Annotated in this window: 24 protein-coding genes; 11 read left to right on the top strand and 13 right to left on the bottom strand. The window is 56.4% G+C overall.

Annotated elements, in window-relative coordinates; translation table 11 throughout:
- The 3 genes from K1Y02_15155 to K1Y02_15165 form a co-directional block, all read left to right on the top strand.
- A partial coding sequence (locus tag K1Y02_15155; GenBank protein MBX7257697.1) for a hypothetical protein occupies positions 1–192 on the top strand: 192 nt, incomplete at its 5' end.
- A 25-nt stretch (positions 193–217) separates the two neighbouring features.
- Positions 218–1,357, top strand: a complete 1,140-nt coding sequence (locus tag K1Y02_15160; GenBank protein ID MBX7257698.1) for a 2-aminoethylphosphonate--pyruvate transaminase — start codon at positions 218–220, stop codon at positions 1,355–1,357.
- Between the two features lie 137 nt (positions 1,358–1,494).
- Positions 1,495–2,325 carry a phosphonoacetaldehyde hydrolase gene (locus tag K1Y02_15165; GenBank protein ID MBX7257699.1) on the top strand — a complete coding sequence of 277 codons (831 nt, stop codon included), beginning with the start codon at positions 1,495–1,497 and terminating at the stop codon, positions 2,323–2,325.
- A gap of 162 nt (positions 2,326–2,487) precedes the next feature.
- Here the strand turns inward: K1Y02_15165 and K1Y02_15170 are convergent, their stop codons facing one another.
- Positions 2,488–3,237, bottom strand: coding sequence for a glucose 1-dehydrogenase (locus K1Y02_15170; protein MBX7257700.1), 750 nt, complete (start codon positions 3,235–3,237; stop codon positions 2,488–2,490).
- 242 nt (positions 3,238–3,479) lie between these two features.
- Here K1Y02_15170 and K1Y02_15175 point away from each other — a divergent pair, with 242 nt between their 5' ends.
- The 4 genes from K1Y02_15175 to K1Y02_15190 all read left to right on the top strand — a co-directional run bounded on the left by K1Y02_15175 (position 3,480) and on the right by K1Y02_15190 (position 8,575).
- The gene (locus K1Y02_15175; protein MBX7257701.1) at positions 3,480–4,619 is read left to right on the top strand and encodes a hypothetical protein; all 1,140 of its coding nucleotides are present in this window, start codon (positions 3,480–3,482) and stop codon (positions 4,617–4,619) included.
- Between the two features lie 168 nt (positions 4,620–4,787).
- A complete protein-coding gene (locus K1Y02_15180; protein ID MBX7257702.1) occupies positions 4,788–5,969 on the top strand; it encodes a glycoside hydrolase in 1,182 nt (393 codons plus the stop codon).
- A gap of 792 nt (positions 5,970–6,761) precedes the next feature.
- On the top strand, positions 6,762–7,793 hold the full coding sequence (locus K1Y02_15185; protein ID MBX7257703.1) for a TerC family protein: 1,032 nt from the start codon (positions 6,762–6,764) through the stop codon (positions 7,791–7,793).
- The gene (locus tag K1Y02_15190) at positions 7,790–8,575 is read left to right on the top strand and encodes an ion transporter (protein ID MBX7257704.1); all 786 of its coding nucleotides are present in this window, start codon (positions 7,790–7,792) and stop codon (positions 8,573–8,575) included. Before K1Y02_15185 ends, K1Y02_15190 begins: the two co-directional genes overlap by 4 nt.
- 21 nt (positions 8,576–8,596) lie before the next feature.
- Here the strand turns inward: K1Y02_15190 and K1Y02_15195 are convergent, their stop codons facing one another.
- Positions 8,597–9,541, bottom strand: coding sequence for a cation diffusion facilitator family transporter (locus K1Y02_15195; GenBank protein ID MBX7257705.1), 945 nt, complete (start codon positions 9,539–9,541; stop codon positions 8,597–8,599).
- A 460-nt stretch (positions 9,542–10,001) separates the two neighbouring features.
- Here K1Y02_15195 and K1Y02_15200 point away from each other — a divergent pair, with 460 nt between their 5' ends.
- On the top strand, positions 10,002–10,721 hold the full coding sequence (locus K1Y02_15200) for a PEP-CTERM sorting domain-containing protein (GenBank protein MBX7257706.1): 720 nt from the start codon (positions 10,002–10,004) through the stop codon (positions 10,719–10,721).
- Positions 10,722–10,857: 136 nt separating this feature from the next.
- On the opposite strand, the gene K1Y02_15205 is transcribed toward K1Y02_15200, so the two are convergent.
- The 6 genes from K1Y02_15205 to K1Y02_15230 form a co-directional block, all read right to left on the bottom strand.
- On the bottom strand, positions 10,858–11,055 hold the full coding sequence (locus K1Y02_15205) for a DUF4177 domain-containing protein (protein MBX7257707.1): 198 nt from the start codon (positions 11,053–11,055) through the stop codon (positions 10,858–10,860).
- Between the two features lie 45 nt (positions 11,056–11,100).
- On the bottom strand, positions 11,101–13,212 hold the full coding sequence (locus K1Y02_15210) for an LUD domain-containing protein (protein MBX7257708.1): 2,112 nt from the start codon (positions 13,210–13,212) through the stop codon (positions 11,101–11,103).
- A gap of 3 nt (positions 13,213–13,215) precedes the next feature.
- Positions 13,216–13,782, bottom strand: a complete 567-nt coding sequence (locus K1Y02_15215) for a lactate utilization protein (protein MBX7257709.1) — start codon at positions 13,780–13,782, stop codon at positions 13,216–13,218.
- A 173-nt stretch (positions 13,783–13,955) separates the two neighbouring features.
- A complete protein-coding gene (locus K1Y02_15220) occupies positions 13,956–15,401 on the bottom strand; it encodes a catalase (GenBank protein ID MBX7257710.1) in 1,446 nt (481 codons plus the stop codon).
- A gap of 132 nt (positions 15,402–15,533) precedes the next feature.
- Positions 15,534–16,619 carry a hypothetical protein gene (locus K1Y02_15225; GenBank protein ID MBX7257711.1) on the bottom strand — a complete coding sequence of 362 codons (1,086 nt, stop codon included), beginning with the start codon at positions 16,617–16,619 and terminating at the stop codon, positions 15,534–15,536.
- Positions 16,620–16,656: 37 nt separating this feature from the next.
- Positions 16,657–17,622, bottom strand: coding sequence for an ROK family protein (locus K1Y02_15230; GenBank protein ID MBX7257712.1), 966 nt, complete (start codon positions 17,620–17,622; stop codon positions 16,657–16,659).
- A gap of 181 nt (positions 17,623–17,803) precedes the next feature.
- Between K1Y02_15230 and K1Y02_15235 the strand changes: the two genes are divergently transcribed.
- Positions 17,804–18,775 (top strand): NAD-dependent epimerase/dehydratase family protein, encoded by a 972-nt coding sequence (locus tag K1Y02_15235; GenBank protein MBX7257713.1) that lies wholly within the window; start codon positions 17,804–17,806, stop codon positions 18,773–18,775.
- On the opposite strand, the gene K1Y02_15240 is transcribed toward K1Y02_15235, so the two are convergent.
- From K1Y02_15240 to K1Y02_15255, 4 genes are all read right to left on the bottom strand, one after another.
- Positions 18,764–19,732 carry a HEAT repeat domain-containing protein gene (locus K1Y02_15240; GenBank protein ID MBX7257714.1) on the bottom strand — a complete coding sequence of 323 codons (969 nt, stop codon included), beginning with the start codon at positions 19,730–19,732 and terminating at the stop codon, positions 18,764–18,766. The genes K1Y02_15235 and K1Y02_15240 overlap by 12 nt on opposite strands.
- A 219-nt stretch (positions 19,733–19,951) precedes the next feature.
- On the bottom strand, positions 19,952–20,407 hold the full coding sequence (smpB, locus tag K1Y02_15245; protein MBX7257715.1) for an SsrA-binding protein SmpB: 456 nt from the start codon (positions 20,405–20,407) through the stop codon (positions 19,952–19,954).
- 41 nt (positions 20,408–20,448) lie between these two features.
- A complete protein-coding gene (gene tolB, locus K1Y02_15250) occupies positions 20,449–21,762 on the bottom strand; it encodes a Tol-Pal system beta propeller repeat protein TolB (protein MBX7257716.1) in 1,314 nt (437 codons plus the stop codon).
- Positions 21,763–21,799: 37 nt separating this feature from the next.
- Positions 21,800–22,756, bottom strand: a complete 957-nt coding sequence (locus tag K1Y02_15255) for a TonB family protein (protein ID MBX7257717.1) — start codon at positions 22,754–22,756, stop codon at positions 21,800–21,802.
- A gap of 362 nt (positions 22,757–23,118) precedes the next feature.
- On the opposite strand from K1Y02_15255, the gene K1Y02_15260 reads away from it, so the two are divergent.
- Together K1Y02_15260 and K1Y02_15265 are read left to right on the top strand one after the other, a co-directional pair.
- The gene (locus K1Y02_15260) at positions 23,119–24,591 is read left to right on the top strand and encodes a glycosyltransferase family 39 protein (protein MBX7257718.1); all 1,473 of its coding nucleotides are present in this window, start codon (positions 23,119–23,121) and stop codon (positions 24,589–24,591) included.
- Between the two features lie 54 nt (positions 24,592–24,645).
- Positions 24,646–25,392: a glycosyltransferase family 2 protein gene (locus K1Y02_15265; protein ID MBX7257719.1), complete on the top strand. Its 747-nt coding sequence runs from the start codon at positions 24,646–24,648 to the stop codon at positions 25,390–25,392.
- 84 nt (positions 25,393–25,476) lie between these two features.
- On the opposite strand, the gene K1Y02_15270 is transcribed toward K1Y02_15265, so the two are convergent.
- Positions 25,477–25,746, bottom strand: a 270-nt coding sequence (locus K1Y02_15270) for a YceI family protein (protein ID MBX7257720.1), incomplete at its 5' end; no start/stop codon positions are given.

Genomic DNA, 25,746 nt, shown 5'->3' on the forward strand with positions numbered 1-25,746 from the left:
AGTATCGGGCCAATCGTGCAGGAGTTGGTAATTGGCAAGATCATGACCGGCAACGACAAGATGGCGAACATTCACATGACCAACGTGATGGCATTTTGGATGAGCGTCACCTTCGCCGTGATGATGTTGATAACGATGTGGCGGGTCCGCAAGGCTCACGAAAAGAACGCGGCCGAACGGACCAGCCAATAGCAGTAGGTAGAGGGGGGATCGAACCATGGGAGACAGGGCCATTTCTAGCTGGAAGGACAAAGTGCTATTTACGCCTGGGCCGTTGACCACGAGTCGCACGGTTAAGCAGGCGCTTCTGCGCGACCTGGGCTCGCGCGATTTCGAGTTCATCGAGATGGTGAAGGATATCCGAAACCGTCTACTTGCGCTTGGCGGTGTGGAGAAAGGCGTATACGAGGCCATTCTCATGCAAGGCAGCGGCACCTTCTCGGTGGAGGCGGTGCTTTCGTCGACCGTTGCGCCCGACGGAAAAGTGCTGGTGATAGTCAACGGCGCATACGGCAAACGCATCGTGCAAATCTGCAAGGTGCTGAAGATTGCGCATGTCGTGCTTGAATCGCCGGAAGATCAGCCGCCTGATCTTGCGGAAATCGAGAAGATTCTTGCTGAAGACGTTTCAATCACGTGCGTTGCCGTTGTGCATTGCGAAACCACCACGGGCATCATCAACCCAATTGAAGAGATCGGCGAACTGGTAGCCGGGTCTGGCGCTACGTACTTTGTCGATGCGATGAGCAGTTTCGGTGCGGTTCCCCTGAATCTGGAGACCGCCAACATCGACTATCTCGTGTCTTCCGCGAACAAGTGTATTGAGGGCGTGCCCGGTTTCGGATTTGTTTTGGCCCGCCGCGAGTCTCTTGAAGCGACCGAGGGTTTTGCGCGAAGTCTGAGCCTTGACCTGCTCGCGCAATGGAAAGGACTCGAAGGCAACGGGCAGTTCCGCTTCACACCGCCGACACACGCTCTTCTCGCGTTCCATCAGGCGTTGCTTGAATTGGAGCAGGAAGGCGGCGTGGAAGGGCGGGGCGAACGGTATTGCGCAAACTACGAGACTCTGATTGAGGGTATGCGCACACTGGGCTTTGTCGAGTATCTCGAACCGGCGCTGCAAGGGTATATCATCACGTCGTTCAGGTATCCCGAAGACCCGAACTTCCAGTTCGAAGACTTCTACTCGCGCTTGAACGACAAGGGTTATGTGATCTACCCCGGAAAAGTCAGCAATGCCGATTGTTTCCGGATAGGCAACATCGGACGTATTTTCGAGAGCGATGTCTGCGATCTCCTTCGTGCGATCGCCGAGACGATGGGGGAGATGGGAATAGCATTGGTCGACGAGTCGTGAAGAGTGTAGCGTGATTTCTCAATAAGAGCTACAAGCCAGATTCTTCGTCCGCCGAAGGCGGACTCAGAATGACATGTGCAGGATCTCTTCACAGGCGAGATAACGATCGAGATTAATCGCATCAAGGAGTGTTTTCCATGAGTTTTGTATTTCGCCGTTCCTATCGCGGCCCTGTCAAGGCCGTGGTGTTCGATTGGGCCGGAACGACGGTCGATTTCGGATGTTGCGCGCCGGCCAATGTGTTTGTCGATCTATTCAACAGTCACGGTATTGCCGTTACTTCCGAGCAGGCACGCGAACCGATGGGCATTCACAAGAAGGACCACATCCGCATTCTTTTGAAGATGGAACCTATCGCGGCGCAGTGGGAAAAGAAGACCGGCGCTCGTCCCACCGAGAAGGATGTTGAGTCGTTGTTCGCGGAGTTCGTGCCCAGACAGGTGGAGACCATTGCAAAGCATGCCGACATTATCCCCGGCGCGCTGGAGACAATCGCCGCATTTCGGGCGAAGGGTATCAAGATTGGAAGCACAACCGGTTACAACGGCGAGATGATGGCCGTGTTGACGCCGCTCGCGGCAAAGGCCGGGTATACGCCCGACACGATGGTCAGCGTGAGCGATGTCCCCGAAGGCAGGCCTTCGCCGTGGATGGCGCTTGAGGCTGTGAAGCGCATGAACGTGTATCCGCTCGAAGCATGCGTGAAGGTGGGCGACACGCCCGCCGATATTGGCGAAGGCCTTAATGCGGGCATGTGGTCCGTCGGTTTGGTGGATCATGGGAATGAAGTGGGGCTGACCGCCGCCGAGTTCGCTGCGCTCAGTCCCGAAGATCGTGCCGCAAAGTGCGCCAAAGCCAGGCAGCGGCTTGTGTCGTGCGGAGCGCATTTCGTGATCGATACGATCGCGCAACTTCCCGCGACCATAGACGAGATCAACTGCTTGCTCGCGCGTGGAGAACGACCATAGAAGGTCGAAAGTAAACCGAGTCTTCCTGTAGCGCCCGGTCTTCGTGTCGGGCGTCCTTTTTGTATCGCCCGGTTTCCATTCCAGGCGTATTTGTCGAAGGCCGAACCTCACTCATCAGAGCAGGGTCCGGCCTTCAACTTTTCTGTTCGCGGCTGTGTGTCGTTAAGCGTAGCCGCCGGCAAGTATCATGGTTTGTCCGGTGAGCCAGCCGGAATCGTCGGATGCCACAAACACGGCCGCTTTCGCAATGTCTTCGGGTTGCGCGATGCGGCCAAGCGGAGTCTCGGCTTCGATCTTCTTCCGAAAATCGCTTTCTGCAATGCCAGCGGCATGCACGCCCTCCGTCTCGACCATTCCGGGGTTGAGCGAATTGACGCGGATCTTTCTCGGCCCCAACTCCTGAGAGAGCGCGACGGTAATGGCATCGACAGCGGCCTTTGTTGAACTGTACACAGAAGCGGTTGCCATGGGCATCGTTGCCACCACGGAACTGATGTTAATGATCGAGCCGCCGTTGCCATTCATGTACTTCACGGCTTCCTGCGTGGTCAGTAACAGGCCAAACACGTTCAGGTCGTACATCTTTTCGAAGTGTTCTGGAGTGATACTCTCCAGCGGCGCGAACTCGTATACTCCCGCGTTGTTCACGAGAATGTCCACGCTTCCGAACGCGGACTTGGTCTCAGCGAACAATCGGGTAATGTCTGCTTGCTTCGACACGTCGCCCTGTATGGCGACGGCTTTGCCTCCTTTGTCTGTAATTCGTTTTACGACAGCATCCGCGCTGGATTTGCTGCTGGCGTAATTGACGACAACGGAAGCGCCCTCTGCCGCCAAATGTTCGGCGATTGATGCGCCAATACCTTTCGATGCGCCGGTTACTACGGCCACTTTGCCTGTGAGCTTACCCATGGTGATGAGATCTCCTTGCCGGTGTGATGCCGGCGGATTGGATTTTGACTACAGTTATGAGGAGTGTTGCTTTGGAAGTGTCTAGTGAAACAGCTTGAAGAGCAGGTTCATTCCACTGGTCTACTGCAGCGCAGATGATTCCTGTGCGGGATTGAAGCCTGCTATTATCGAGCCCTTGAGACTGCGGGATACTCGGGTCGAGTCTTTTCGGCTTGAACCATCGAATGAGGAGAGCGGGACAAATGCAGAGAGTGCTTCATGCCCTTCTGTGCTGCGTGGTCGCAGCATTCTGTGTTGGCAAATTCTGCGCGGCTCTTGCTGCAGAGGCTCCGTCCGCCGCAGCCGTGCGCGGTCAGATCGTGCTTTCGCGCGCGAGCCACGAATGGATGTCGCAGCAGATTGAGGAGCCGTGCATATTGCCGAACCCCAAAGTTCCGGGGCGGCTGATCATGTTCTACGGCGCGGTGCCTGCGTCGAACCGGAATACCGCGGCAATCGGCAAGGCGTGGGCGGAGACAAACGACCCCTTCACGTGGCATCAGGACGAGGCTAATCCGATCTTCTCGCCCGGAAAAGCGGGATGGGATTCCGGCTCGATTCGTCTCGACACGGTCCTTTACATACCCGAAGAGGACGCCTACTACATCTACTACTCAGGAACCACGGGTAACGTACAAGACCGTATTGGCCTTGCGGTTTGTCCGGCTGGAGCCGACGGGTATTCCGAGGTGACCGCGTCTTCCATCGTCCGATACGGCGATGCGCCCGTGCTTGCGCCGGAAGCGGCTGCTCCATACAGCGAAGAGATGGCCTCGCAGGCTGCGGTTATGCGCGAATGGAATGCTGCCGAGAAACGTTGGGATTGGTACATGTATTACTCGTATCGCGGCAAAGACGGCGTGCTTCCCGGAATTCGTCTTGCCACGTCGCGCGACGGCAAGTCCTGGACGCGTCAATTCAACACTGCCGACCCGCGCGGCATGGGGCAGATCTTTCCGTCTACGCCGAATGCCTATTACGAATGGCACCAGGTCTTCAAATTGGGCAACACGTACGTGCTGTGTATCGAAGTCGGGATCGAACACGGCCAGCGTTGGCGGCCCGTCCTCGCGGTCAGCACCGATCCTGTGAAAGGATGGACGCAACTCGACGTGGATACGATGCTACAAACCAAGTGGACCGGCCTCTACGACGACAAGTCTATGTACCACGTTGCCACGCCCGCGCTTTATCGGATCGACGGCAAGTGGTACCTGTTTGTCCAGGCCTGCGGCCGCCCCGGCAACGACAACTACATTGACGGCGCGTGGGAAATGTGGGCCGTGGCGTGCGAGAGAAAGATACCGACTAGACCGGGTTGCACGGAATTGATGGTGCCTTAGCGTAGTCCACACTGTATTGCCTTGTTGAATACAGAGCGTTCAAGAAGGATGCACATGGTGTGCAGGATGTGTTGTGCGGGACTCTACAGCGCTCCAGTTGTGCTGGATTGAATCGATGGAATCAAGGTTAGGATTGATCAAGGACATCAGTGCTGAGAGGGGGATACTGTGAGACGACCAACTGGCAGCTTTCTCTATTCTGTATTGACGGCAACTGCCCTGTTTGCGGGGTCAAGCCATGCCGATGAGTACATCGCCGTCGACCATCAACGTACGACCATTTACCATTCGCCGCAGACGCCGGGGTACACGTGTTGGGTGGGCGCATGGGGCATGCCTGATGGCAGTGTGATGGTGAGCTTCACGCAAGCGACGGGGCCGGTGACGGGCCGCCCGCAGGCGCCTGAAGATGTGCGCAAGCGGCTCAACTGGCCGCCGCCTGGGCTCCCTGCATACGATATGACGGGGTTGGAAATGCGTAACGTCCATCTGCGCTCGGCCGATTCCTGCAAGACGTGGGAGCAGGTGAGCGCGGACGCGTTCACCTCGTGTATGAATGGCACGACGGGTTCGTCGGAGGTAGCGCTGGACGACGGCACGATTCTGCGTGGTGTGTGGGGGAATTACCTGCCCTACGATCCCGAGGTGCCGCAGACGGGGTATGTGCAGCGCTCGACGGACGGTTCCAAGACGTGGGGCAAGCCGGAAGTGTTGCTCGACCCCGGCGAGTGTCTGACTTTCCCGAAGCGGATCCGCGTATTGCGCGACGGCCGTGTCATTCTCATCGGTGGCATTGTCCATGCCCCGGCCAATAGCGTGAACATGGGGGAGATTTTGAATCGGATCGAGCCTCTTTTGATTGTCTCTTCCGACAAAGGACGGTCGTGGTCCAAGCCCATTCCAGTTGTCCCCGAAGAATTGCGCGCGAGTTGGGGTGGTGAAGAGTACGATATTGCGGAGTTACCCAACGGCGATTTGCTGTGTGTGTTTCGGCGCATCGTGCCCGATACGCAAACGCAGGCACGCTGGCAGGGACTGCTGAAGAAATCCGGTGACACCTGGACCCCGCAAGATGTCGGCCCTGCGCCGTTTCCGCATAGTGGCCATCCCGAATTGCTGGCAACGCGGGAAGGTCCGATACTGCATCTTGCCACTTCGGGAATTCACTACACGAACGATGGAGGCAAGACCTGGCAGCAGCTTGACGTACCGGGCACGGCCTACTACCCGCGCGCTATCCAGGAGCAGGACGGCCGGATTCACGTCTTCGCCCACATAGGCAGCGACGACGCCTACGGCGCGGTGGACCAATCTATTGTCATGGATAGCTTCTCCTTGAAGCAGCGCTAGATTACCTCCTTAGAAACGGACCCCCACAAGTTGCTTTCGCCCTTACAGGGCTCACGTTGGGTGGGGGGGCTGGTACCTGGGGTTTCGATTCGCGTCGGTGACGCGAATCTCACCCCAGGCTGGAGTCTGCCGCGCCTACGGCACTTCAGAGAAAAGACCGTGTGAGTGAATGCGGGCATTGCGCTGGGCATATTCCGGGATGCCGAGTAGTAGCTGTTTGTCTGGTCCGTTGTTTCTTCCACCGACACCCGCGCTTGCGCGGTCCCTTGCTCGGACTGACAAGAGGGAAAAGTCGCGCGGCGTTGGCTCAAACGTCACAGACCCTACATGAGCCGACTCTCCAAAACGCGATCCCGGTAGCGCCGCGATCGCCGAGCGCAGCGTGGTGTATGCCGCAGGCTTGAATTAGTGTAGATGCTAGCTGTCACGAGAACAGTGCACTTATTGTGTTTCTCCATCGGAGTTCATCGGTGTGCATCCGTGGTTGAGTCTCTTCTGCTTGCGGCTATGCCGCGCCGGGCTGGAGTCTGCCGTGCCTGCGGCACTAAAGAGAAAAGGCCATCCGCTTGGCTTCTGTTTCTACCACTGAATCCCGCGCTCGCGCGATCCCCCGCTCGGAAGTTCAGAGAGGTACCGTCAATCGTGCTCCCCTCTCGGGGAATGTGTGGACTTTTCGCGGTGTTTTCGGGAACAACGATGCGGGGAGTTCCTTGAACCCATCGGGCGGTATGCTTCGCATGTCGTTTTGGTTTTGTCTTGGCCTCCAACAATAAATGAGGTGCGTTGGTTCCCATGACACAAGAGTTGTTCTTTCCTTTTGCCGATTATTGGTGGTTCTACGCCGGTTTTACGCTGTTCGTCCTCTTAATGCTGGCCCTCGACCTTGGCGTGTTTCATCGCAAAGCGCACGAAGTATCCATCAAAGAGGCCACAATCTGGAGTGTCATCTGGGTTGCGCTTGCGTTGGCGTTCAACTACGGATTCTACCTCTATGCTGCCGGCAAGTTCCCGGCTGATCCCCGTCTCACCGCCATAGAAGGTTTTGTGCCCGACGCCGCCGCCAAACAAGTGGCGCTGGAGTTTCTGACAGGGTATATCGTCGAGAAATCGCTCGCGGTGGACAACATCTTCGTGTTTGTCGTTGTCTTCTCGTTTTTCGCGATCCCGTCGAAGTATCAGCATCGCGTGCTGTTCTACGGAATCATCGGCGCACTCGTTTTCCGAGCGATCTTCATCGGCATGGGGTCGGTCCTCATGCAATACAAGTGGGTCGTCGTCCTATTTGGCGCGTTGCTGATTCTCACCGGCATCAAAATGTTCTTCGCGCCCGAACGAGGCATTGACCCGGAAAAGAACCCGCTCATTCGCCTGTTCAAACGCTTTATGCCCGTTACGCCGCAACTGCACGGGCAGTCGTTCTTTGTGCGCCTGGATGGACGAATGCACGCCACGCCCCTGTTTGTGTCGCTGCTGTTTCTTGAGTTCAGTGACGTGATCTTCGCCGTCGATTCCGTGCCTGCGATCTTCGCGCTGACCCGCGAACCGCTCATCGTGTATACGTCAAACGTATTCGCCATTCTTGGCCTGCGCGCCATGTACTTCTTATTGGCGGGTGCCGTTGACAAGTTCCACATGCTCAAGTTCGGACTTGCGCTGGTTTTGGTGTTTGTCGGTTTGAAAATGGTCTGGCTCAACGAAGCCTTTGGCGGCAAATTCCCAATTACGTGGTCCTTGGGCATTATTCTGTCGGTGGTAACGGTCTCCGTCGTATTGTCCTTGCTGTTTCCCAAGAAGTCCAAGAAGGCGGGCGGAAGCGCAGCATGAACCGGTTGTGCCGCCGTATCGCCGAGAACTTCGTGTTCCAGCGGACCATTCTAGTCATCATCATTCTCAATGCGGTGCTGATTGGAATTGAGACCAGCGACGATCTGATGAGCCGCTACGGTGCGCTGTTTCACGCGCTGAATGCCCTGGTGCAAGTCATCTTCGTTGTCGAGATTAGCATTCGTCTTACCGCGCACGCGCCGAGAGTCTGGCGCTTCTTTCAGGACGGCTGGAATACCTTTGATTTTGTCATTGTCGCGTTATCGCTGATCCCTGCGGCCGGTGCGTTCGCTACGGTCGCGCGGCTTGCGCGTCTGTTGCGCGCTCTGCGCGTGGTATCCGCCTTGCCTGAGTTGCGGCTCATCGTAACGACGCTGCTGCGTTCCATCCCTTCGCTGGCCAACGTACTCGTGTTGTTGGGGTTGATTCTTTACGTCTATGCGGTGATGGGCGTGCATTTATTCTCGAAGAATGACCCGGAACATTGGCAGGGACTTGGCCGCGCTTTCCTTACACTATTCCAGATTCTCACGCTGGAGGGCTGGGTGGAACTCCAGAATACGGTGCTCGACGAAACGCCCTTGGCCTGGGTCTATTTCGTGAGTTTCGTCATCTTTGCGGTCTTTGTGATCGTCAACCTGTTCATTGCCATCGTGATCAATAATCTTGAGTCCGCCAAGAATGAGGTTCGCACTGAACTTGCGGCTGACACCAGTATGATTGCGGCGACCCTCGGCGATATCCGCGAAAAGCTCGCGCGCATCGAGGCATCGCTGAAGTAAACCGTGGCGCTTGCTAACGCGTCAGTTCTGCGATCGGCGGCTTCTGCGTTCACCGCCAGCAAACGCGTCCATTAGGTCAGGATGTCCCCCCGGATGATCCGCATCATGGACGTCCGGTTCCACGTGCGTCGTCACATGCACGTGGCATTCCGGGAATAGGCCCACAATGGCGTTCTCAATCTGGGTTACGTTCCTGTGCGCGACCGCGGTAGTTGTGTCACCAGGTACCAGCATGTGGACTTCCACCCACATGGTATTGTCGGTTTGCCGGTGCCGCAGATGGTGGAATCCAACAATCCGTCCATCCTGCGAGGCTTCCTCCAGAGCGTTCAGGATGAGCCGGGTGTGCGCGGGGTCGGCTTCATCGAGCAAGCCTCTGCATGATCGATAAATAAGCACGCCTGCCGTAACCATGATGTTGAGGCCAGCGATTATCGCCACGGCTGGGTCCAGCCACAGAATCGGTTTTCCCATCTGCATTGTGGCCCAGACGATGGTCACACCTCCGACGACGGCTAGACTGGTCCACATGTCGGTCAGCGTGTGTTTACCATTCGCGACCAGAATGAATGCGTTTTTCCGTTTGCCCACCCAAACCAAGCTCAGCCCCAGAATAAGATTGATGACTCCCAGGCCGCCCGTAATCAGAATACCGACACCCAGTTGCCGAAGTTCCGGTCCTGAAATGAGCGTTACCACACCTTCGTAAACGATGAATAGCGCCGCGGTAAGAATGAGCGCACCTTCGAAGCCAGCCGAAAAGAACGCAATTTTCCCGTGTCCGTAGGGATGCCTCCTATTGGCCGGCAGTTGGGCATACCACATGCTGAATGCAGCATAGCTAGTCGCCACGAGGTGCACGACCGACTCCGCCGCGTCAGACAATATGGCAGTACTGCCCGTTATGAAGTAAGCGGTCAGCTTTCCCGCCAGCATCAGCACAGCCACAAGCAGGCTCGAGCCCATGGCCACGGTTTGCATGTTGGTCTTCACGTCACTTCCCCCGAGTCAAAGCGCCCCTAAGACTCCCAGGACAGCTTGCTCACATGATAGCACGATTGTCCCCATTTCGCCCGAGGTTATCCGTCGCGTACTTATCTTGGAGGAGAGATGCCTCCGATAATGCTTGCTCTGCGCAATGCAGCCCGGACTTAGAGGGATGGCACTGTCCGGCATTAATGAGTCCTGTGTGAGTAAAAATAGCTCACAAATGAATATTTTGTAATATTCAATTGAGCCCCGAAACAGCAGTCATTTGCGAAAAAAGACTCAGTCTGTGAACGTTAGTGCGTTTGTAAAGGACTTACAGCGAGCCTAGTCTGTACTTTTAGTCAGATTTCAGTGGCACAACACTTGCTCTATGTTCAAATGGCTGCGTTATGGATTTTGGGGACTTTGGATTCCATCGATGGAGGAGTGAATCACTATGAAAACGCGGACAGTCTTAACGTTGGCGCTAGCCATCGGCAGTATATTTGTCTCAATGAGCGCTTCGGCTGACCTGGTCGAATTCACGGCAATTGAACGCGCAGGCGCGTATGGGACTTGGGAATTCGGTCTTTTTGACGGTGCCAATACAGCCGTCCCCCCTCAAGCATCCGGCAACAATCCTTTGGTCAATGGCGCGGACGTGTACTGGAGTCTGGTCTATGATGGCACCAGCACACTCACGTACTCGTGGGGCAATGCTGCCAACAGCCTTACGAACTCGATTTTCTGGAACGGCTTCGGTGTGGAGCAGTTCAACTATCTGACCATCACCGCGTATGACTACCCGTACGATGGTTCGTACCCGGTGGTCAATGTCGAAGATCTGACGCTTCAAACGACGAATGGCACGTTGAATGGCGATGATCTCACCGCATATTTCTTAGACAACTCGGACAGCTTCACGTTCCAGTATGCCAACGACGATGTGTTCGGCGCGTTCACGTTGACCGGTCTGACGAATATCTGGTGGCAATACGGCAGCACGCCCAGCTACGACGGCGCGCTGGTTTCGATTGTCGGCGGACTTGACGAGAATACCGGGCACCACGGCGGTCATCCGGGATGCGTTGTTCCCGAACCTGCCTCGATGACCTTGCTGGGCCTTGGATTGGGCGGTTTCGCGGCTCGCAGACTCATCCAGAGAAAGAGAGCTTAGCACGGTACGCTTAGTGTGTTAGTAGATACTCCGGCTCATGCTTCGTTGCTTCCCCAGAGGCGTGAGCCGGATGTGTCGTATTTGCGAGACAACAGGTGAACAACTTGTCGTGCGATGTGAGAGCGACGCCAGTAGGCTATGAAGTGCGACGCTTCAAAATGAGCACCACATCACGGGTTTGCCCATAGGCCTGGTTGGTATCGAATGCGGTCACCAATTCCCAGCCTTCGATGCCCAACGCATTCAAGCGTTCATTAAGGTCCAGCTCGTCGAACTTGCCACCCAAAATGCCTGTGGTGTTAAGCTTCAGGGTTGTGTATTCCCACGTGTACACGGCGATTCTCCTTTGTTTGTCGGCAATGTGTATTTGATTCAGGCGCTATTGTGCCAACAACTCCAGAGGATGATATACGGGCAAGCCCGTCCCTTCGCGCAATTGAATGGCGCATACGCTGCTTTCCGTTAAGATGGCATCTACCCCCGATTGGTTGAACAGGTCGAACAGGGGTTTTCCCACCGCCATGGACAGGTCGTAGCCCAGCGGGCCGCTTTTTAATCCGAATGTTCCGCCCATGCCGCAGCACGTTCCCGTTTCGATGATTTTCACTTCGCCGCCGTGTCTACGTATCCATTCCACCGCCCCGTGGCCTGCGCCCAGCGGGCGCTGGTGGCACGAGATGTGAAAACCGAACCGGCGTCCCTTAAGCGACGGGAATTCGGTTGTGCCGGTGTCGAAATCTATAAGGTACTCGAAAAACTCATGGGAGCGGCCTGCCACGAACTCAGAGTCGTTCGACGAATGCAGGAGGGTTAAATATGCCGATTTCAGGCAATACGCGGCCGTGGGCTCCGTTGCGACGATGTCGTAACCGTCTTTCGCGAACGGGGCCAGCCGGGCAATGTTGAACGTGGCGACCTCCCGTGCCTTATCCAAGTTGCCATATGCGATGAAAGGATACCCACTTGAACGCTGCTCAGGTAACGCCACTTCGCAGCCCAGGCGTTCGAGCAATTCCACGGCCGATTGACCGAGGTCGGGCCGGTTATGATTTGCGAAGACGTCCACGAAGAATGCCACGCGCCGCTTTGATTCTTGGCTCACTCGTTTTCTGGCGTGAAACCACTTCTTGAATGTCTGGTGGGTGAAGGGGGGAAGCGCCCTGCGTTCGTCGATACCCAGCGTGGCCCTCATCACCTTGCGGGCAGTTTTGCTTTGTATCATGCGATTGGCTATGGGCGCCATGGCGCTGCCCAAGGCGGCAAACCCGTCCGCGCCCATCATCGTTCTCTCGGCTTTGGCAAACCCATGCTCCACTGCAAAACGGCGTTTCACTTCGGCGATCATCATGGGCATGTCAATCTCGGCGGGGCATATTTCCTTACAGAGACCGCAGGAGATACACAACGAGGCAAAAGCGCCCGCATTCTCAAGACCGTGGACCTGGGCGGTCCAGGGTATCCCGATCGGTCCCGGATAGATATGGCCGAACACATGACCGCCCACCACTCCGTATGTGGGGCAAACGTTCATACAGGCACCGCAACGGATGCAGTTCAGACTCTCTCGCATGGCCACATCATCGCGCGTACTCCTGCGTCCGTTGTCCAGGAGGATGATGTGCGATTCGCGCGGTCCGCGGCTCTCCCCTTCACCCAATGGAGAGCGCCCGCCCATCCACGTGACATAGGTGGTGGGGAGTTGTCCCGATGCGCTGACTGGATGAGCCAGAACCATCAACATGGCATCTTCAATCGTATCGACGATCTTCTCGATCCCCATCACGCAAACGTGGCAGTCGCCGATGCTGGACACGAGCCTTCCGTTGCCTTCGTTGGTCTCGATGACGATGCATCCATTCTCAGCGATACCGACGTTGGCTCCGGTCATGCCGATATCCGCGTTTAAGAAAATGGGACGCAGATAGGCGCGCACGACCTTCATGATCGATGGGATATCTTCGCTCACTTCGGTGCCCGTCTCCTTCGCGAAGATCTTGGCCACATCGGCAGCCATCTTGTGAACGGATGGAAAGACCAGGTGATACGGCTTTTCATGTACGAGCTGAATGATTAGCTCACCCAAATCGGTCTCGATCACTTTCAGTCCCGCTTCAATCAATGGATCATTGATTTCGATCTCTTCGGTCGTGAGTGACTTCGACTTCGCAATGACCTTTGCCTTGCGGTCTGACGCCAGCTTGAGCACGTAGTCAATGGCTTCCTGCCCATTTCGTGCGCAGAATACCCTTGTACCGCGCGCTTCGGCATTTGCTATGAATCGATTGACCAGTTCCACTTGGTGCTCGATGCACCGATCCTTCACGGCCTTTACCGTGCCCCGGAAATCCGCCCCACCGGGTAGTTCCGTCAGCGCGCGGGCACGGTTATCGCGTCCTCGTTGCATGCACCTCAGCAGGGCTGCGCTATGTTTTGGTTCTTCAAGCGCCTTAACAATGCGCGCTTTTAGCGCAGCTTGGTGAACGTCGGCCATGTCCTACTCCTCAATAATGATGGCGTGCTGCTCGCCGGGACCGTGTACACCCAGTGTCAGCTTGAGTTCGATGTCTCCCGTTCGACTTGGACCAGAGATGAAACTGACCGTGCAATTGCTGGGGTTCTGCTGAAAGATCGAGCGCAGCAGCGGGGCGGCATCCTCCAGGGTCTCGACGACATCTTTTGCATGGACGATTCCAATGTGTGTTCGTGGCAATGCGGAGACAAGCCGCTGGGCGTCGTTAACGGCGATTTCAGCCAAGGTGGCGGTCTGCGCGATGCCAAAAGCCATTCCCGTAATTCCGGCTTGGCAATCGTCGATGGCGTGGGGGAGAGTGGAGGCTGGAAAGGGTTCCTTCCTAAGTTCGAGCACCTTCCCGGACAACGTGCGCTCAATTGCTGCACTGAGTTCTTGAGAGAGGTTTGCCAGAGCAACACGTTGCGCGCCTATCGCGGCAAGAATGTCCGCGATTGCATCCGCGGCCTCCGCAGACGACCGAACGCGATGCGGCTTGCCTGAGAGAGCCGCGTGCTTCTCCATGAATCGAGTGACTACGTTAGAAGCCATTTGATCCCCCGCAGAGGTAATGAGGAACCCGCCAGACCGGAATCAGATAATCACGACCGCGACCCGAAATCAAGCTGACGCCCTGCACGAAAGAAGGATGCCCGGAATCCGCGCACATTCATCGCGCCGATTCCGGGCAGATAGTCGACTGTGTGAGAGTGAACGATACGTACTTATGCGATGCCTAGTCCTTTCGCTATGCCTTCGCCGTAGGCAGGATCCGCCCTGCGAAAATGACCGACCATGCGCTCCTGGATATCCTTGGGCGCCTTTTTGAGCGAACCCACGATGCTGGCGATGAGACGTTTTTGTTCATCGGCTGGCAGAAGCCGAAAGAGATTGCCCGGCTGAACGTAGTCATCATCCACCCCTCGTTTTTGCTCGTAGCGGCTGGCATCGCCGCAGATTTTCAGCGGAGGTTCGGCATACGAGGCGTCTGCTTTCGGGCCGCCAAAGCTATTGGGTTCGTAGTTCGGCGAACCGCCCCCGTTCTTGCCGAAGCACATGGCTCCGTCACGAAAGTGGTTGCTCGCTTTTGCGGCATGCGGACAATTGACCGGAAGCATCTCGTGGTTGCCGCCCAAGCGATACCGGTGCGCGTCTGCATATGCGAAGATTCGGCCTTGAAGCATTTTGTCCGGCGAGAATGATATGCCTGGAACTACATTCGCGGGTGAGAAGGCAGACTGCTCGATTTCCGCAAAGTAATTCTCGGGATTGCGATTCAGCTCAAGCACACCGACCTCGATCAGCGGATAATCCGCATGGGACCACACCTTTGTCAGGTCGAAGGGATTCCACTTATACGTTTCGGCGTCCATTTCCGGCATCACCTGGACATAAAGGGTCCACTTGGGCCTTTCTCCTCGGGCAATTGCGTCGAACAAATGGCGTGTGTGGTAGTCGGGGTCCTCTCCTGCGATGCGATCCGCTTCCTCGGCACTCATGCACTGGATACCCTGCTGAGTCTTGAAATGGAACTTGACCCAATACCGCTCGTTCCTGGCATTGATGAAGCTGTAGGTGTGGCTCCCGTAGCCATTCATATACGCGATGCCTTTGGGTATGCCTCGATCGCTGAACAAGATGGTTACCTGATGAAGCGACTCCGGCACCAGTGACCAGAAGTCCCACTGCATGGTTTCCGAGCGGAGGTTCGTCTGCGGGTCTCGCTTCTGCGAGTGGATAAAGTCGGGAAACTTCACGGCGTCCCGAATGAAGAATACGGGCGTGTTGTTTCCGACCATGTCCCAATTGCCCTCTTCCGTGTAGAACTTCAGCGCAAATCCGCGCACGTCTCGGACTGTATCGGCAGAGCCTTTCTCTCCAGCGACCGTAGAAAAGCGTCCCAATACTTCGGTTTGCTTACCCACCTCGGAGAAGAGCTTCGCCTTCGTATATGGGGTGATATCTTTGGTGACCGTAAAGGTGCCGTATGCTCCGGCCGCCTTCGCATGGACCACGCGCTCCGGGATGCGCTCCCGATTGAAATGGGCCAGTTTCTCAATAAGGTAGTGGTCTTGCAGCAAGACAGGCCCACGCTCTCCCGCCGTAATGGAGGTTTGGTTGTCGCTTACCGGAATACCCGCCGCCGTTGTGAGTCTGTTCTCCGTGTTCATGTTTGGCCTCCTCATGTTGCTAACCCCCAGACGCTCTGAGTCTAATTTGGAATTTCTCAGAGATAGGAATTATTACTATATAAGAACATAGATGAAAACAGTGAGCGCTTCAAGTTCATTCCGGGAACGTGACTATTTTGTAGAGGGGGTGCCCTGTCGCAGGGCAAATGCAGTCAGGGCGTCGAGGTAGTCCTTCGCCGACTCTCCCTCGGCATACGCGATGGCTTGCCAAGATTCGGGTGTAAACGGGCCTTGGGGCCAAATCCAAACTGGAATAGGGCCATTGGAGTCGTCACAGGCCGCACTTCGTAGTTGTTCGCGGAAGTCACGAGCCCGGTAGTTGGGCTTTTGTGCGCCAAAGTCGATGGGGAAGAGGCCCGCCATGACGTGTAGGTTGTCTGCAATGAAGGGGAATTGGGTCCGCTTCCAATCGCAGGTTTCTTTGGTCTTCTTGCCGTTCCACCAGCATTGAAAGTATTCCTTGCCGAAATCGCCCGGACCGGCGCCGTAGGTGTGTTCAGCCCCGATGAAGACCTCGCACCCCGCGTCCTGAAAGCCTCGATACCACCACATCTCGCCTTCATACCCAAACGCGTAGACCAAGATTACCTTGGCGTGCGGCCAAACACGATGAATGTGTTCTCCGACTTGCTTGCCGCGCTTGTAGTAGTTGCCATCCAGTCCAAGCTGACTCTCGTGACCCTTCCACACCCACGGTTTTACTCGGCCGGATTCATCGCCCTCAAAACTATAGTAGGCCTCATTGTCGAAGGCGAGCCCCGTGAAGCCCACCCGCTTCACATCGGCATAGAGGGTCTCTATGCTCTTGCAGACGTTGCTCCATATTGCTTCAGTCTCCGGACTGCTGTCCCAAAGCGTATGAGTACCGTCCTTTGCCGATTGGTACAGGACATCCGGAACGGGCCGTTCCATCCACCAAGACCGAATTCCTACGGCCTGATACGCGCCGAGCACGCCATTCGACACGAACTGCTCAGGCGTCTGCTGGGTTTCTGGCTTCTGGTCCTGCGGGAAAGCGCCCGCACACGGGAAGAGCCATACATCACTGATTCCGATTTCGTGGTACCACGACGCAAGCGGCGCGCGCGGTGAGACATCGCCACCGTAAAGGTGTACTTCGACCTTTCGAGCCTGTTCCTCGCTGGAATACGCCAGACACGCCGTTCCTGCTATCAGCAGAGCCACAATGCGGACCACGTGAATCCCCCCGATCTTTGAGTTTTCGCCAATTGGACTACGGCGCCAGCAACAGTCCGCCCGCCAAGACGACATCTTCACCTAACGCTGCCGGCACGATCTCGTAGCGATTCCGATAGGGCCTGAATACCAAAGCGTCCACATGTCTGCGGATCGGGTCCAAGAGGATATCCCCCATCAGGCTTACTCCACCGCCCATTGCGATACGCTCGGGATGGAGAAGGGTAATGACGTTGCTCAAGGCCGTGCCGATGCCTAAGGCGACTTCTTCTATTGCCACCAGCGCGTAGGCGTCACCCTGCGCGGCGGCCTGTGCCAGCATCGCGCAGGTGATTTGCTCGCGATGACCGTTGCACAATTGCGCGAGCGGAGACGCAGCAGGGAGCGGAGCGTTGGCGCGTACTCGCCGCTCAAGGGCCCATCCCGAACACAGGTTCTCCACCTTGTCGGGGATGCCCGCTGTTGTATGCGTCCAGTCGGGAATGTAGGTATGGCCAATCTCCGCGGCGCCAAAACCCTGGCCGTCTTGCAGTTTTCCATCGATCACGATCGCGCCGCCAATCCCGCTTCCAATGTTCATATAGCAGAATGTGCGTGTGCCTTTTCCCGCGCCAAGGCAGTACTCCGCCCAACCTGCTGCATTCGAATCATTGATAATGGCAGTGGGATAGCTGAAGTTGTCCTCAAACCACGCCTTTAGCGGTACATCGTCCCATCCGCTCACCTGGTGTGAAACGAGTACGCGGCCCGTAGCCGATTCTATCGGTCCCCCGAATCCTGCTCCCAGGCCAACAACACGTGCATCGCGAGCCGCAGCAACATCCGCGAGCTGCCGCACGGCCCCATCGAACCACGCAAGCACTGCGCGCGCGCCTTGCGCGGCCGGGGCGGTTCCCCGCAGCCGGTGCACAATCAATCCGTCGCGCGTGCCGAGCGCGGCCTGCAGCTTTGTGCCGCCGATTTCGCACGCGATTACCAATTCGCTCAAAACAGAACTGTCCATGGTCTACCGCTTTTCCCTATTCCTCGTGAATTTGCAGGTGCTCTTCCGCACAGTACGGTTGAATATGGGGCATGTAGCACCCCATTTTCCACTTGCGGGGTACGTCGGACAGTCTCTACACTTCGAGGAGTCAAGCGTGTCTTGAACTGACAAGGCGAGCAATCTACGGGGAGCACGGCGCATGAAACGGGCAGTTGTCTGCGGTGCAGGTGGATTCATCGCGAGCCATCTCGTGAAGCGGCTGAAACGCGAGGGATATTGGGTTCGCGGCGTCGATATCAAACTCCCCGAGTTTTCGGGTACGGCAGCGGACGAGTTCAAACTACTCGATTTGCGTGATCCCGAGCAGTGCGAGGCCGCGGTTACGCTTGACGGCGATGCTCCCCGTGAAGTCTACCAGCTTGCCGCGGACATGGGTGGGATGGGGTTCATCCACTCCGCAGAGTGCGAGATTATGCACAATAACGTCCTCATTAATACTCACATGATTGAAGCCGCCGCGCGCATCGGAGTCTCCCGCTACTTCTTCTCGTCTTCCGTATGCGTTTACCGCGACATGGTTCCTGGCGAGCCTGAAATGGTGGAGGATCAAGCTTATCCCGCGCTACCGGACAACGAGTACGGCTGGGAGAAACTCTATGCCGAGCGAACCGCGATGGCATACGGCAGGCGTTACAGTTTTGCGGTGCGAATCGCGCGATTTCAGAACTGCTACGGCCCGGAAGGCACTTGGCGAGGAGGGAGGGAGAAGGCGCCCGCTGCCATATGCCGTAAAGTCGCGGAGGCGGCCGACGGCGAGAGCATTGAGGTGTGGGGCGACGGGAGTGCGGTCCGTTCGTACACGTATGTCGACGATATGGTCGATGGAATCTTCCGGCTGATGCAGTCCGAGCTGGAGCAGCCCTGCAATATTGGTTGTCCCGAATACGTGACGGTTGACGAGTTGGTGCACACTGTTGCAGCGGTCGCGGGAAAGGAGGTTCGCATCCAACACGTCGACGGGCCGGTGGGCGTGCAGTCGCGGAACTTCAGCAATGCGCGCATCTTTTCCACGGGCTGGCGTTCGCAGTTTTCCCTACGCCAGGGTATCGAACTTACCTACCCTTGGGTCGAGTCGCAAGTGGTTGCTCTGCGAAGCGCTTCACGCACCTGAAGCCGGTTGTGGCGCGGCAGCAGGTTCGGCACTAGCCGGGGCTTCCGGGGCTGGAACGGGTGCTGCAGAAGGGGTCGGCTCCGCTGCAGCGGGTGGCGTTTCCGCAGTAGCAGCAGGCGTCGTGTCTGAGGGTTGAGGCGATGCGCTCGATGCATCTCCGTCCTGGTTCTTCAGAGCGGCCAGCGCATCTCGCGCCAAATCCTTGACTTCCTGCGGACCTTCGCTTACCAAGCACTTTTCCAGCGAGGGAATTACCGACGGGTCCCCTAGATTCACGAGTGAACTTATGGCCATAGCGCGACACATGGGGCTGAAGGCGCTTTCCGCAGCAGCTTCGGCCAGCACTTTTTGGTCACCGGGTTGCGGAGTCTGCGCGAGTGTGAAAGCAATCCGTTCCTTGTATTGCGCAGGAATATTGGGTTCGAAATACTCGGCTTGAATGACCTTGCGCGCCTCTGCGTCTCCGCGCTCTGCCAAAGCAACGTTGGCGGCAAACTTCACGCGCTTGTCGGGGTCATTGACGAGCTCTCGAAACCGGGCCTCACACTCTGGCAACTGAACCGGCGACAAGAGGATGATCACGCCCGCCCTCGTGCTGCTCTCAAGCGAGGCATCCGTGAGTTGTAGCAGGCGAGGGACCATATCCTTCTTAACGAATCCGTTGAGAGAACCTAGAGCCATAGCTCTTGTTTCGGGCTTCGTGGCGGGGTCCGCAATTACGTCTACAATCTTATTAAGCATTTCAGGCGCCGTCATGGACATCTGAGCGGCCAGTTCAATGTACCGGTTGGTATTCATGTTGGCTTCGGGGTTGTCAACAAGCGCCTTCCACTCCGCAAATAGGCTCTGAGGATCGGAACCCGGCGAGAGTGTGGAAGTACTTCCTCCCTGACCGCACCCAGTAGCGAGGATGGAAATAATGGTGAGGAAGCAGGCCAGAATGCGTGAAATGCTCATAGTCCCCTCTTGAATTGAGATACATTCAATCCGGATTGCTCACAATGACAACAGTCAGACTACCCGTTCGTGCAACCAAAGGCAAGACACCGGGTCTTCCCCCCAGGACGGACCCGAAAACTGACTATCCTGCAATCTGTACTGGCGCAACCAGGCGCCGGCTTAAATTGCTCTCGCGCAGTGTGAGTTGGCTTCGCGTGTGCTCGCAGAAAATCCGGACTATCGGCGAACGTCCTTGATGTGGCGTTCTATCTCACGCTTAACCTCGCGCTCGCGTATTGAATCGCGCTTGTCCACAGTCTGCTTTCCTCGACAGAGCCCCAATTCCACCTTTGCCCGGCCCTGCTTGAAGTAGACGCTCAGGGGGACCAATGTGAGCCCCTTCTCCGCGATTTGCGCACCGATTCGTAGAATCTCCCGCTTGTGCATCAGCAATTTACGGTCGCGTTCCGGCTCGTGGTTCCAGATGGTTCCTTGCTCGTAAGGGCTGATATGCACCCCGACAAGATACAGTTCGTTGCCGATGACATCCGCATAGCTGTCCTTGAGGACGATGTGGCCGTCGCGCAACGACTTGATTTCGGTACCCTTCAACACGATGCCGGCTTCGAATTTCTCAAGCACATGATAATCGTGACGAGCGCGCCGATTGGTTACAACCGTCTTCTCACCCATGTCGGTCGCTCCGGCCTGCTACTTCGACGGTGGTTCGCATACTACCTGCGCGGACCCCAGTCAGGTCCCTGCGCGCCGACCGTAATGCCAGGTACGGCGCGGTTTTCACCGCTCGAAATGGTGGCGGTCCACAACTGCGAACGGCCTGTGCGGGTGCTGGCAAACATCACGTGCCGCGAATCGGCAGACCAGGTCGGGTTCTCGTTTCCACCCGGTGAACTTGTCAACTGCTTGGGGCTGCTTCCGTCGGCGCCCATCATCCAAATCTCGAAACCTTCGCTATTCTCCAGAACGTAGGCAATCGACTTGCCGTCAGGTGACCACACGGGATCGTAGAATTTGCCCGGTTGCGTCGAGAGTCTGCGAACGTTGCCGCCGCTGCTGTCCATCGCGTATATCTGCGGTTTTCCGCCTCGATCGCTCACGAATGCGATTTGCGATCCGTCCGGGCTGAACGCGGGAGACGAATCCACCGACTTGTCGTTTGTCAGGCGGCGTTTGCCTGTTCCATCCGAATTCACCATGTAGATTTCAGAGTTCGCGTCTTTGCTGAGCACCAGCGCAAGTTGACGTCCGTTCGGGTGCCAAACCGGCGCGCTGTTCATACCCACTTCGCGCGACAGCGGCGTCGATTTCCCCGTCGCAAGCTCGACAACGTAGATGTATTGATAGCGGTCTTTGTATGAGACGTAGGCAATCTTGTTTCCGTCGGGCGAGAAGGCCGGCAAAATCGACACGGACCCGTGTTTGGTCACTTGACGGAGGTTCGCCCCGTCGTAGTCGGCAACATAGATTTCCTTTTTCCGTGGTTCGCCTCCGCTGAAGCAGATTCGAGACGTCGCGACACCCGGCGTGCCGTCAATGAACTTCACCACTTCGTCCGAAAACTCGTGCGCGACGAGACGCCACGCGTCTTGGGTGCTGGTCAATTTCTTGCCGACCACATAGTTTGCAGCACGGATGTCGAAAAGAAAGCACTGCGCAACGATGTTGCCTTGCTCTGCCGACACATATCCGTACACAAGGTACAGGGCCGGTGTGCCCTGCCAGAGTTGGAAATTGATCTGCTTTGGATCGCTCGTCAGCCCTGTGAACCCAGCCGGATACTGCGTTGGCGGAAGGATGCGAAACAGGCCGCTGAACGACAAATCGTTGGCAATCACCTCTGCCATCTGCGAGCCCAGCGCTTCCTGGCCAGGCACGGTGGCCAATGTAGGTACTGCCAGCAAGACACGCTTGTCCACGGATTTCTGAACACTCAACCCCACTGGCTGTTGAGCAAATACGTGTGGTGCGAAAGCCAAGAGGCTTAACAGTACTGCCAATGTCGGTATGCTTGCGCGATTCCAACTCACTTCGATCTTCCTCCAGGATTCTTCACTGTAGGTTCAATTACTCGGTAGGCACGAATGTACAGACAACCTGTACCTCGGGCTCGGCATAACTTTCGGGAAGCGGCGGCAGCGGAACTGCCGCTTTAATTGCTTTAACCGCGGAGACTCCCAACTCGGAATCGCCAACGCTCTTCATAATCTCGGGTTCTCCCAAAACGTAGCCCTCTCGGTTCACCCAGAACGATATGGTGACCTCGTTCTTTCCGCCGCCGTAGAGCACGCTGGAAGGAATCTCCCAGATTCGCTGTACCTTTATCTGGACCAGGCTTCCCCACGTTGTCAAAATTGTGGGAAGCCCTTCGCCCATATTAACACCAGGACCTGGCGGTAAATTGGGGTCACCCTTGGGCTGGCCAATTTGGTCGCCCTTCTGACCTTTCCCGTATCCCGTCACTGGCTTGTCGGACTGATTGTCCTTTTCAGGCTGGTCCGCACTCGCGACCATCTGTTTGTCCGTCTTCTTCTTGTCCTTCTGTGCGTCGGCCTTCTTTTTATCGTCCGTTTGTGGCTTCTTGTCCGTAGCTTCCTTCTTCTTATCAGGAGGCTTCGGCTTCTCTTCTTTGGGCTTCTCCTCCTTCTTCACAACCTTCGGAGTCTCCTTAGGTGGCGGTGGAGGTGGTGGGGGCTCCGGTTTGGGCTCAGGAGGCTTGGGCGGCTCCACTTTGGGCGGTTCCGGCTCCGGCTCCGGTTCGGGTGCTTGCTCAACTTTGGGTGGCGGCGATAGGTTTTCCGACTCTTCACCTACCGCACCGCCTTTGCTAGCAGCAGCCAGTGGCACGTTGGACCCAAACTGCACTTCGTAGATGGTGCCGATGGCCATCGGGGCGCGTTGGCGTACCCACATCACCGCGGCGGCTAGCAGCAAAACGTGAAGCACGATAGAAACGACCACGGCACGGCGGAGACTCGCGGACGTGGACCGCCTGCGCCAATAGAAATCGTACAGCGTGTTCATGACGTTGTCTGTGTTGCCTGATCGTGCGTGTTTGTGAGAATTGGTGTCGCCACACGCCGGACTGTAGAGGGAACGCCTCTAAACTTGGGCCTAGGAATGCGTTGGACTCCAGAACCCTTTGCGTGAACACTATCTCACAGATGCCGGTGCCGATTCAAAATCCGTCGATTTATCCAGGGATCTCAAGGTGTCTCGAGACCCCATATATCCGATTGAACAGGATCCCACCCCTATCGATGGTAGTATTCAAGATCCCATAAGTCTACAATCCCTAACGCCATTGCGAAGTTCCGCAGAACCTTGCAGCACAACGCCAAATGCGCGTTGTGCATGCAGGGGAAGAAACACGGCAAGGAGGAACCGTGTTTCTTGGGAGCAAGGTGACATCCACGTTTTCCTCTCGTACAATGGGCGCCATGTTGTGTGAGGATACAGTTCCAAATCTGACCGGTACCCAAGCCGCCAAGGGACTCCTGGGGAGTTATATCCGCCTTTCCTTGTGGTTCGTGCTTGGGGTCATTCTGGCCAACGCGCTCGGCGTCGAGTCTATCTACATGCACGTGACGCCGTTCCACGCCGTCTATTCACCCGTTTTCGGGATACTCGGGAACTTGTTGGTGCTGATTCTCGTGGCCTGCTGTGTGGGGTTGGCGCTCTTCATTTCGCGCCGCCACGACTGGTTTGGCAACGATCTGAGCCCCCGTGCCCTGAAGGCGACGCTTGCGGGCTTGTTTCTGATGACGGTTCTTCTGGCCGGGGCCATTGCCATGATGCGAGGCGGTTTAGAAGGAATTGCCGCCCCTTACATGCGCTCTCAGTACGAGTACGTCAATGACATCGGGCGCGGCATGTCTATACGGGGATTGTTCAGTGATTACCTTAAGCTGCACCCTTTCCTTTCCATGCACTCGAAGGTTCACCCGCCCGGTCCGGTAGCAGTGCTGTGGGTGTTGTCCTTTCTATTCGGCCGCGAGGCGCTCGGCTTGTCGATCGGAACAATTCTCTTCGGAAGCCTGGCGGTCTTCCCGCTCTTCTACTGGGTGCGTGATGTGCGCGACCAGAGAACCGCGCTCATTTGTTGCCTGCTGTACACGTTGACCCCGACCATTTTGTTGTTCACCGCGACCAGCGCCGACATTCTGTTCATGCCCTTTACGATTGGCGGGTTGTTCTTGTTCTGGCGCGCCATCCACCGCAAGTCTATCGCGTATGCATTGGGGGCGGGAGTTCTCTACGCACTCATGTCGCTGTTATCCTTCTCGCTCGTGAGCATCGGGGCCTTCTTTGGATTCGTGGGCCTCTGGAGACTGGCAGACCCGGCTTACCGTGTATCCGTTTTCAAGACAGCGTTGGTCATGCTCGTTGCGTTTGTTGCCGTGCATGGACTTGTCTACCTATGGTCCGGGTTCAATGTGATTGAGTGCTTTCATGTATGCAAGGCACAGTTTGAAGAAGACCAGCGCAATCTCGACATGCAGACCCCTCGCTATGCCTCCTACGTGTACAAACTGCTCAACCCGCTTACCATGCTGTTCTTTGCCGGGATTCCATTGACCGTTTTGTTTTTGGGCAGGCTATCGCGTGTAGAAAGAGAGACCAAAGCGGTATCAGTGGTCTGCCTGCTCACGCTACTTGTTCTGAATATGCTATATCTCGGGCGCGGCGAGGGAGAGCGATCCGCCATGTATATCATTCCGTTCATGGTGATTCCCGCTGCATGTATGCTGGAGCGAATAGTTGCCTCAACACGGTCGCTGGCGCCGCTGAGCGTGACACTCGCATTCTTGATCGGTCAGTGTTGGTTAATTGAGACGTTTCTCTATACGTATTGGTAGGCTTATCGCCTTGCCAATACGTTCAAGGATTTGCGTGGACAACGAGGAAGGGGCATGTGGAAGGACAAGAAGGTCTCGGTCGTTTTTCCGACGTATAACGAGAAGCAGTCAATTAAGCAGTGCATTGAAGACTTCTTCGCATGCCCGTATGTCGATGAAATCGTAGTCGTCGACAACAATGCCGCCGAGGGAACGCGCGAAGAAGTGCAAAAGACCCAGGCCCGCCTGGTTCATGAGCCTATGCAGGGCTACGGGCACGCCATCTGGCGTGGGCTTCACGAGGCAACCGGCGACTTGCTGGTTCTTGCCGAACCCGATGGAACGTTCTCCGGACACGACGTTGCGAAATTGCTGGCCTATTCCGATGACGTCCCCGTTGTATTCGGCACGCGCACGCAGCGCGAATTGGTGTGGGAAGGGGCCAACATGGGCCTTTTCCTTAAATGGGGTAATTGGGCTGTCGGCAAGTTGGTGGAGTTCTTGTTTAACACGACACTGCTCACGGATGTGGGTTGTACCATGCGGTTGTTTCACCGCGAAGCCTACGAGAAGATTGCCCCCCAGTTTTCCATCGGAGGCTCCGCGTTTGGGCCTCAGCTTTTACTCTTAACCATTCTCAACGAAATCCCCTTTATCGAAATCCCCGTCAACTACCGAAAACGCATCGGGACGTCCTCCGTGACAGGAAGCAAGGTCCGCGCCTTCTTTCTCGGGTGTGAGATGATTGCCATGATTCTCCGTCATCGCGTTCTGTCTTGGTTTGGATGGCGCCCCGGCAAGGGGACTAATCCTTACGCGTAACGCGTAAACCTGTCTTTTCCGGCAAAAGAAAAGCGCCTGCCGCGAACGGCAGGCGCTGCAACACGCGCAGTAAAGGTCGGGATTCTATTGGGCCGGAACGCAGACGATATCCAGCTTCACCGGGCAATTGTCTTGAATGACATAGTCGCCAACAGTGCCCTGGTATTTGATGTCGAAATCATTGCGATTGAGCTCGAATTCCGCCTTCACCTTCAGGTTGGCGCCGTCAAGCGCGATCGTCGCGGGGAACGTAATGTTCTTGGTCTTGTCGCGAATCGTGAGGTCGCCGCTGACGTCAAATCCAGATGCAGACGGCTTGATGCTCGTGGTCTTGAACGTCGAAGTCGGGTACTT

The organism is Candidatus Hydrogenedentota bacterium (assembly GCA_019695095.1).
Classification (GTDB): Bacteria; Hydrogenedentota; Hydrogenedentia; order Hydrogenedentales; family SLHB01; genus JAIBAQ01.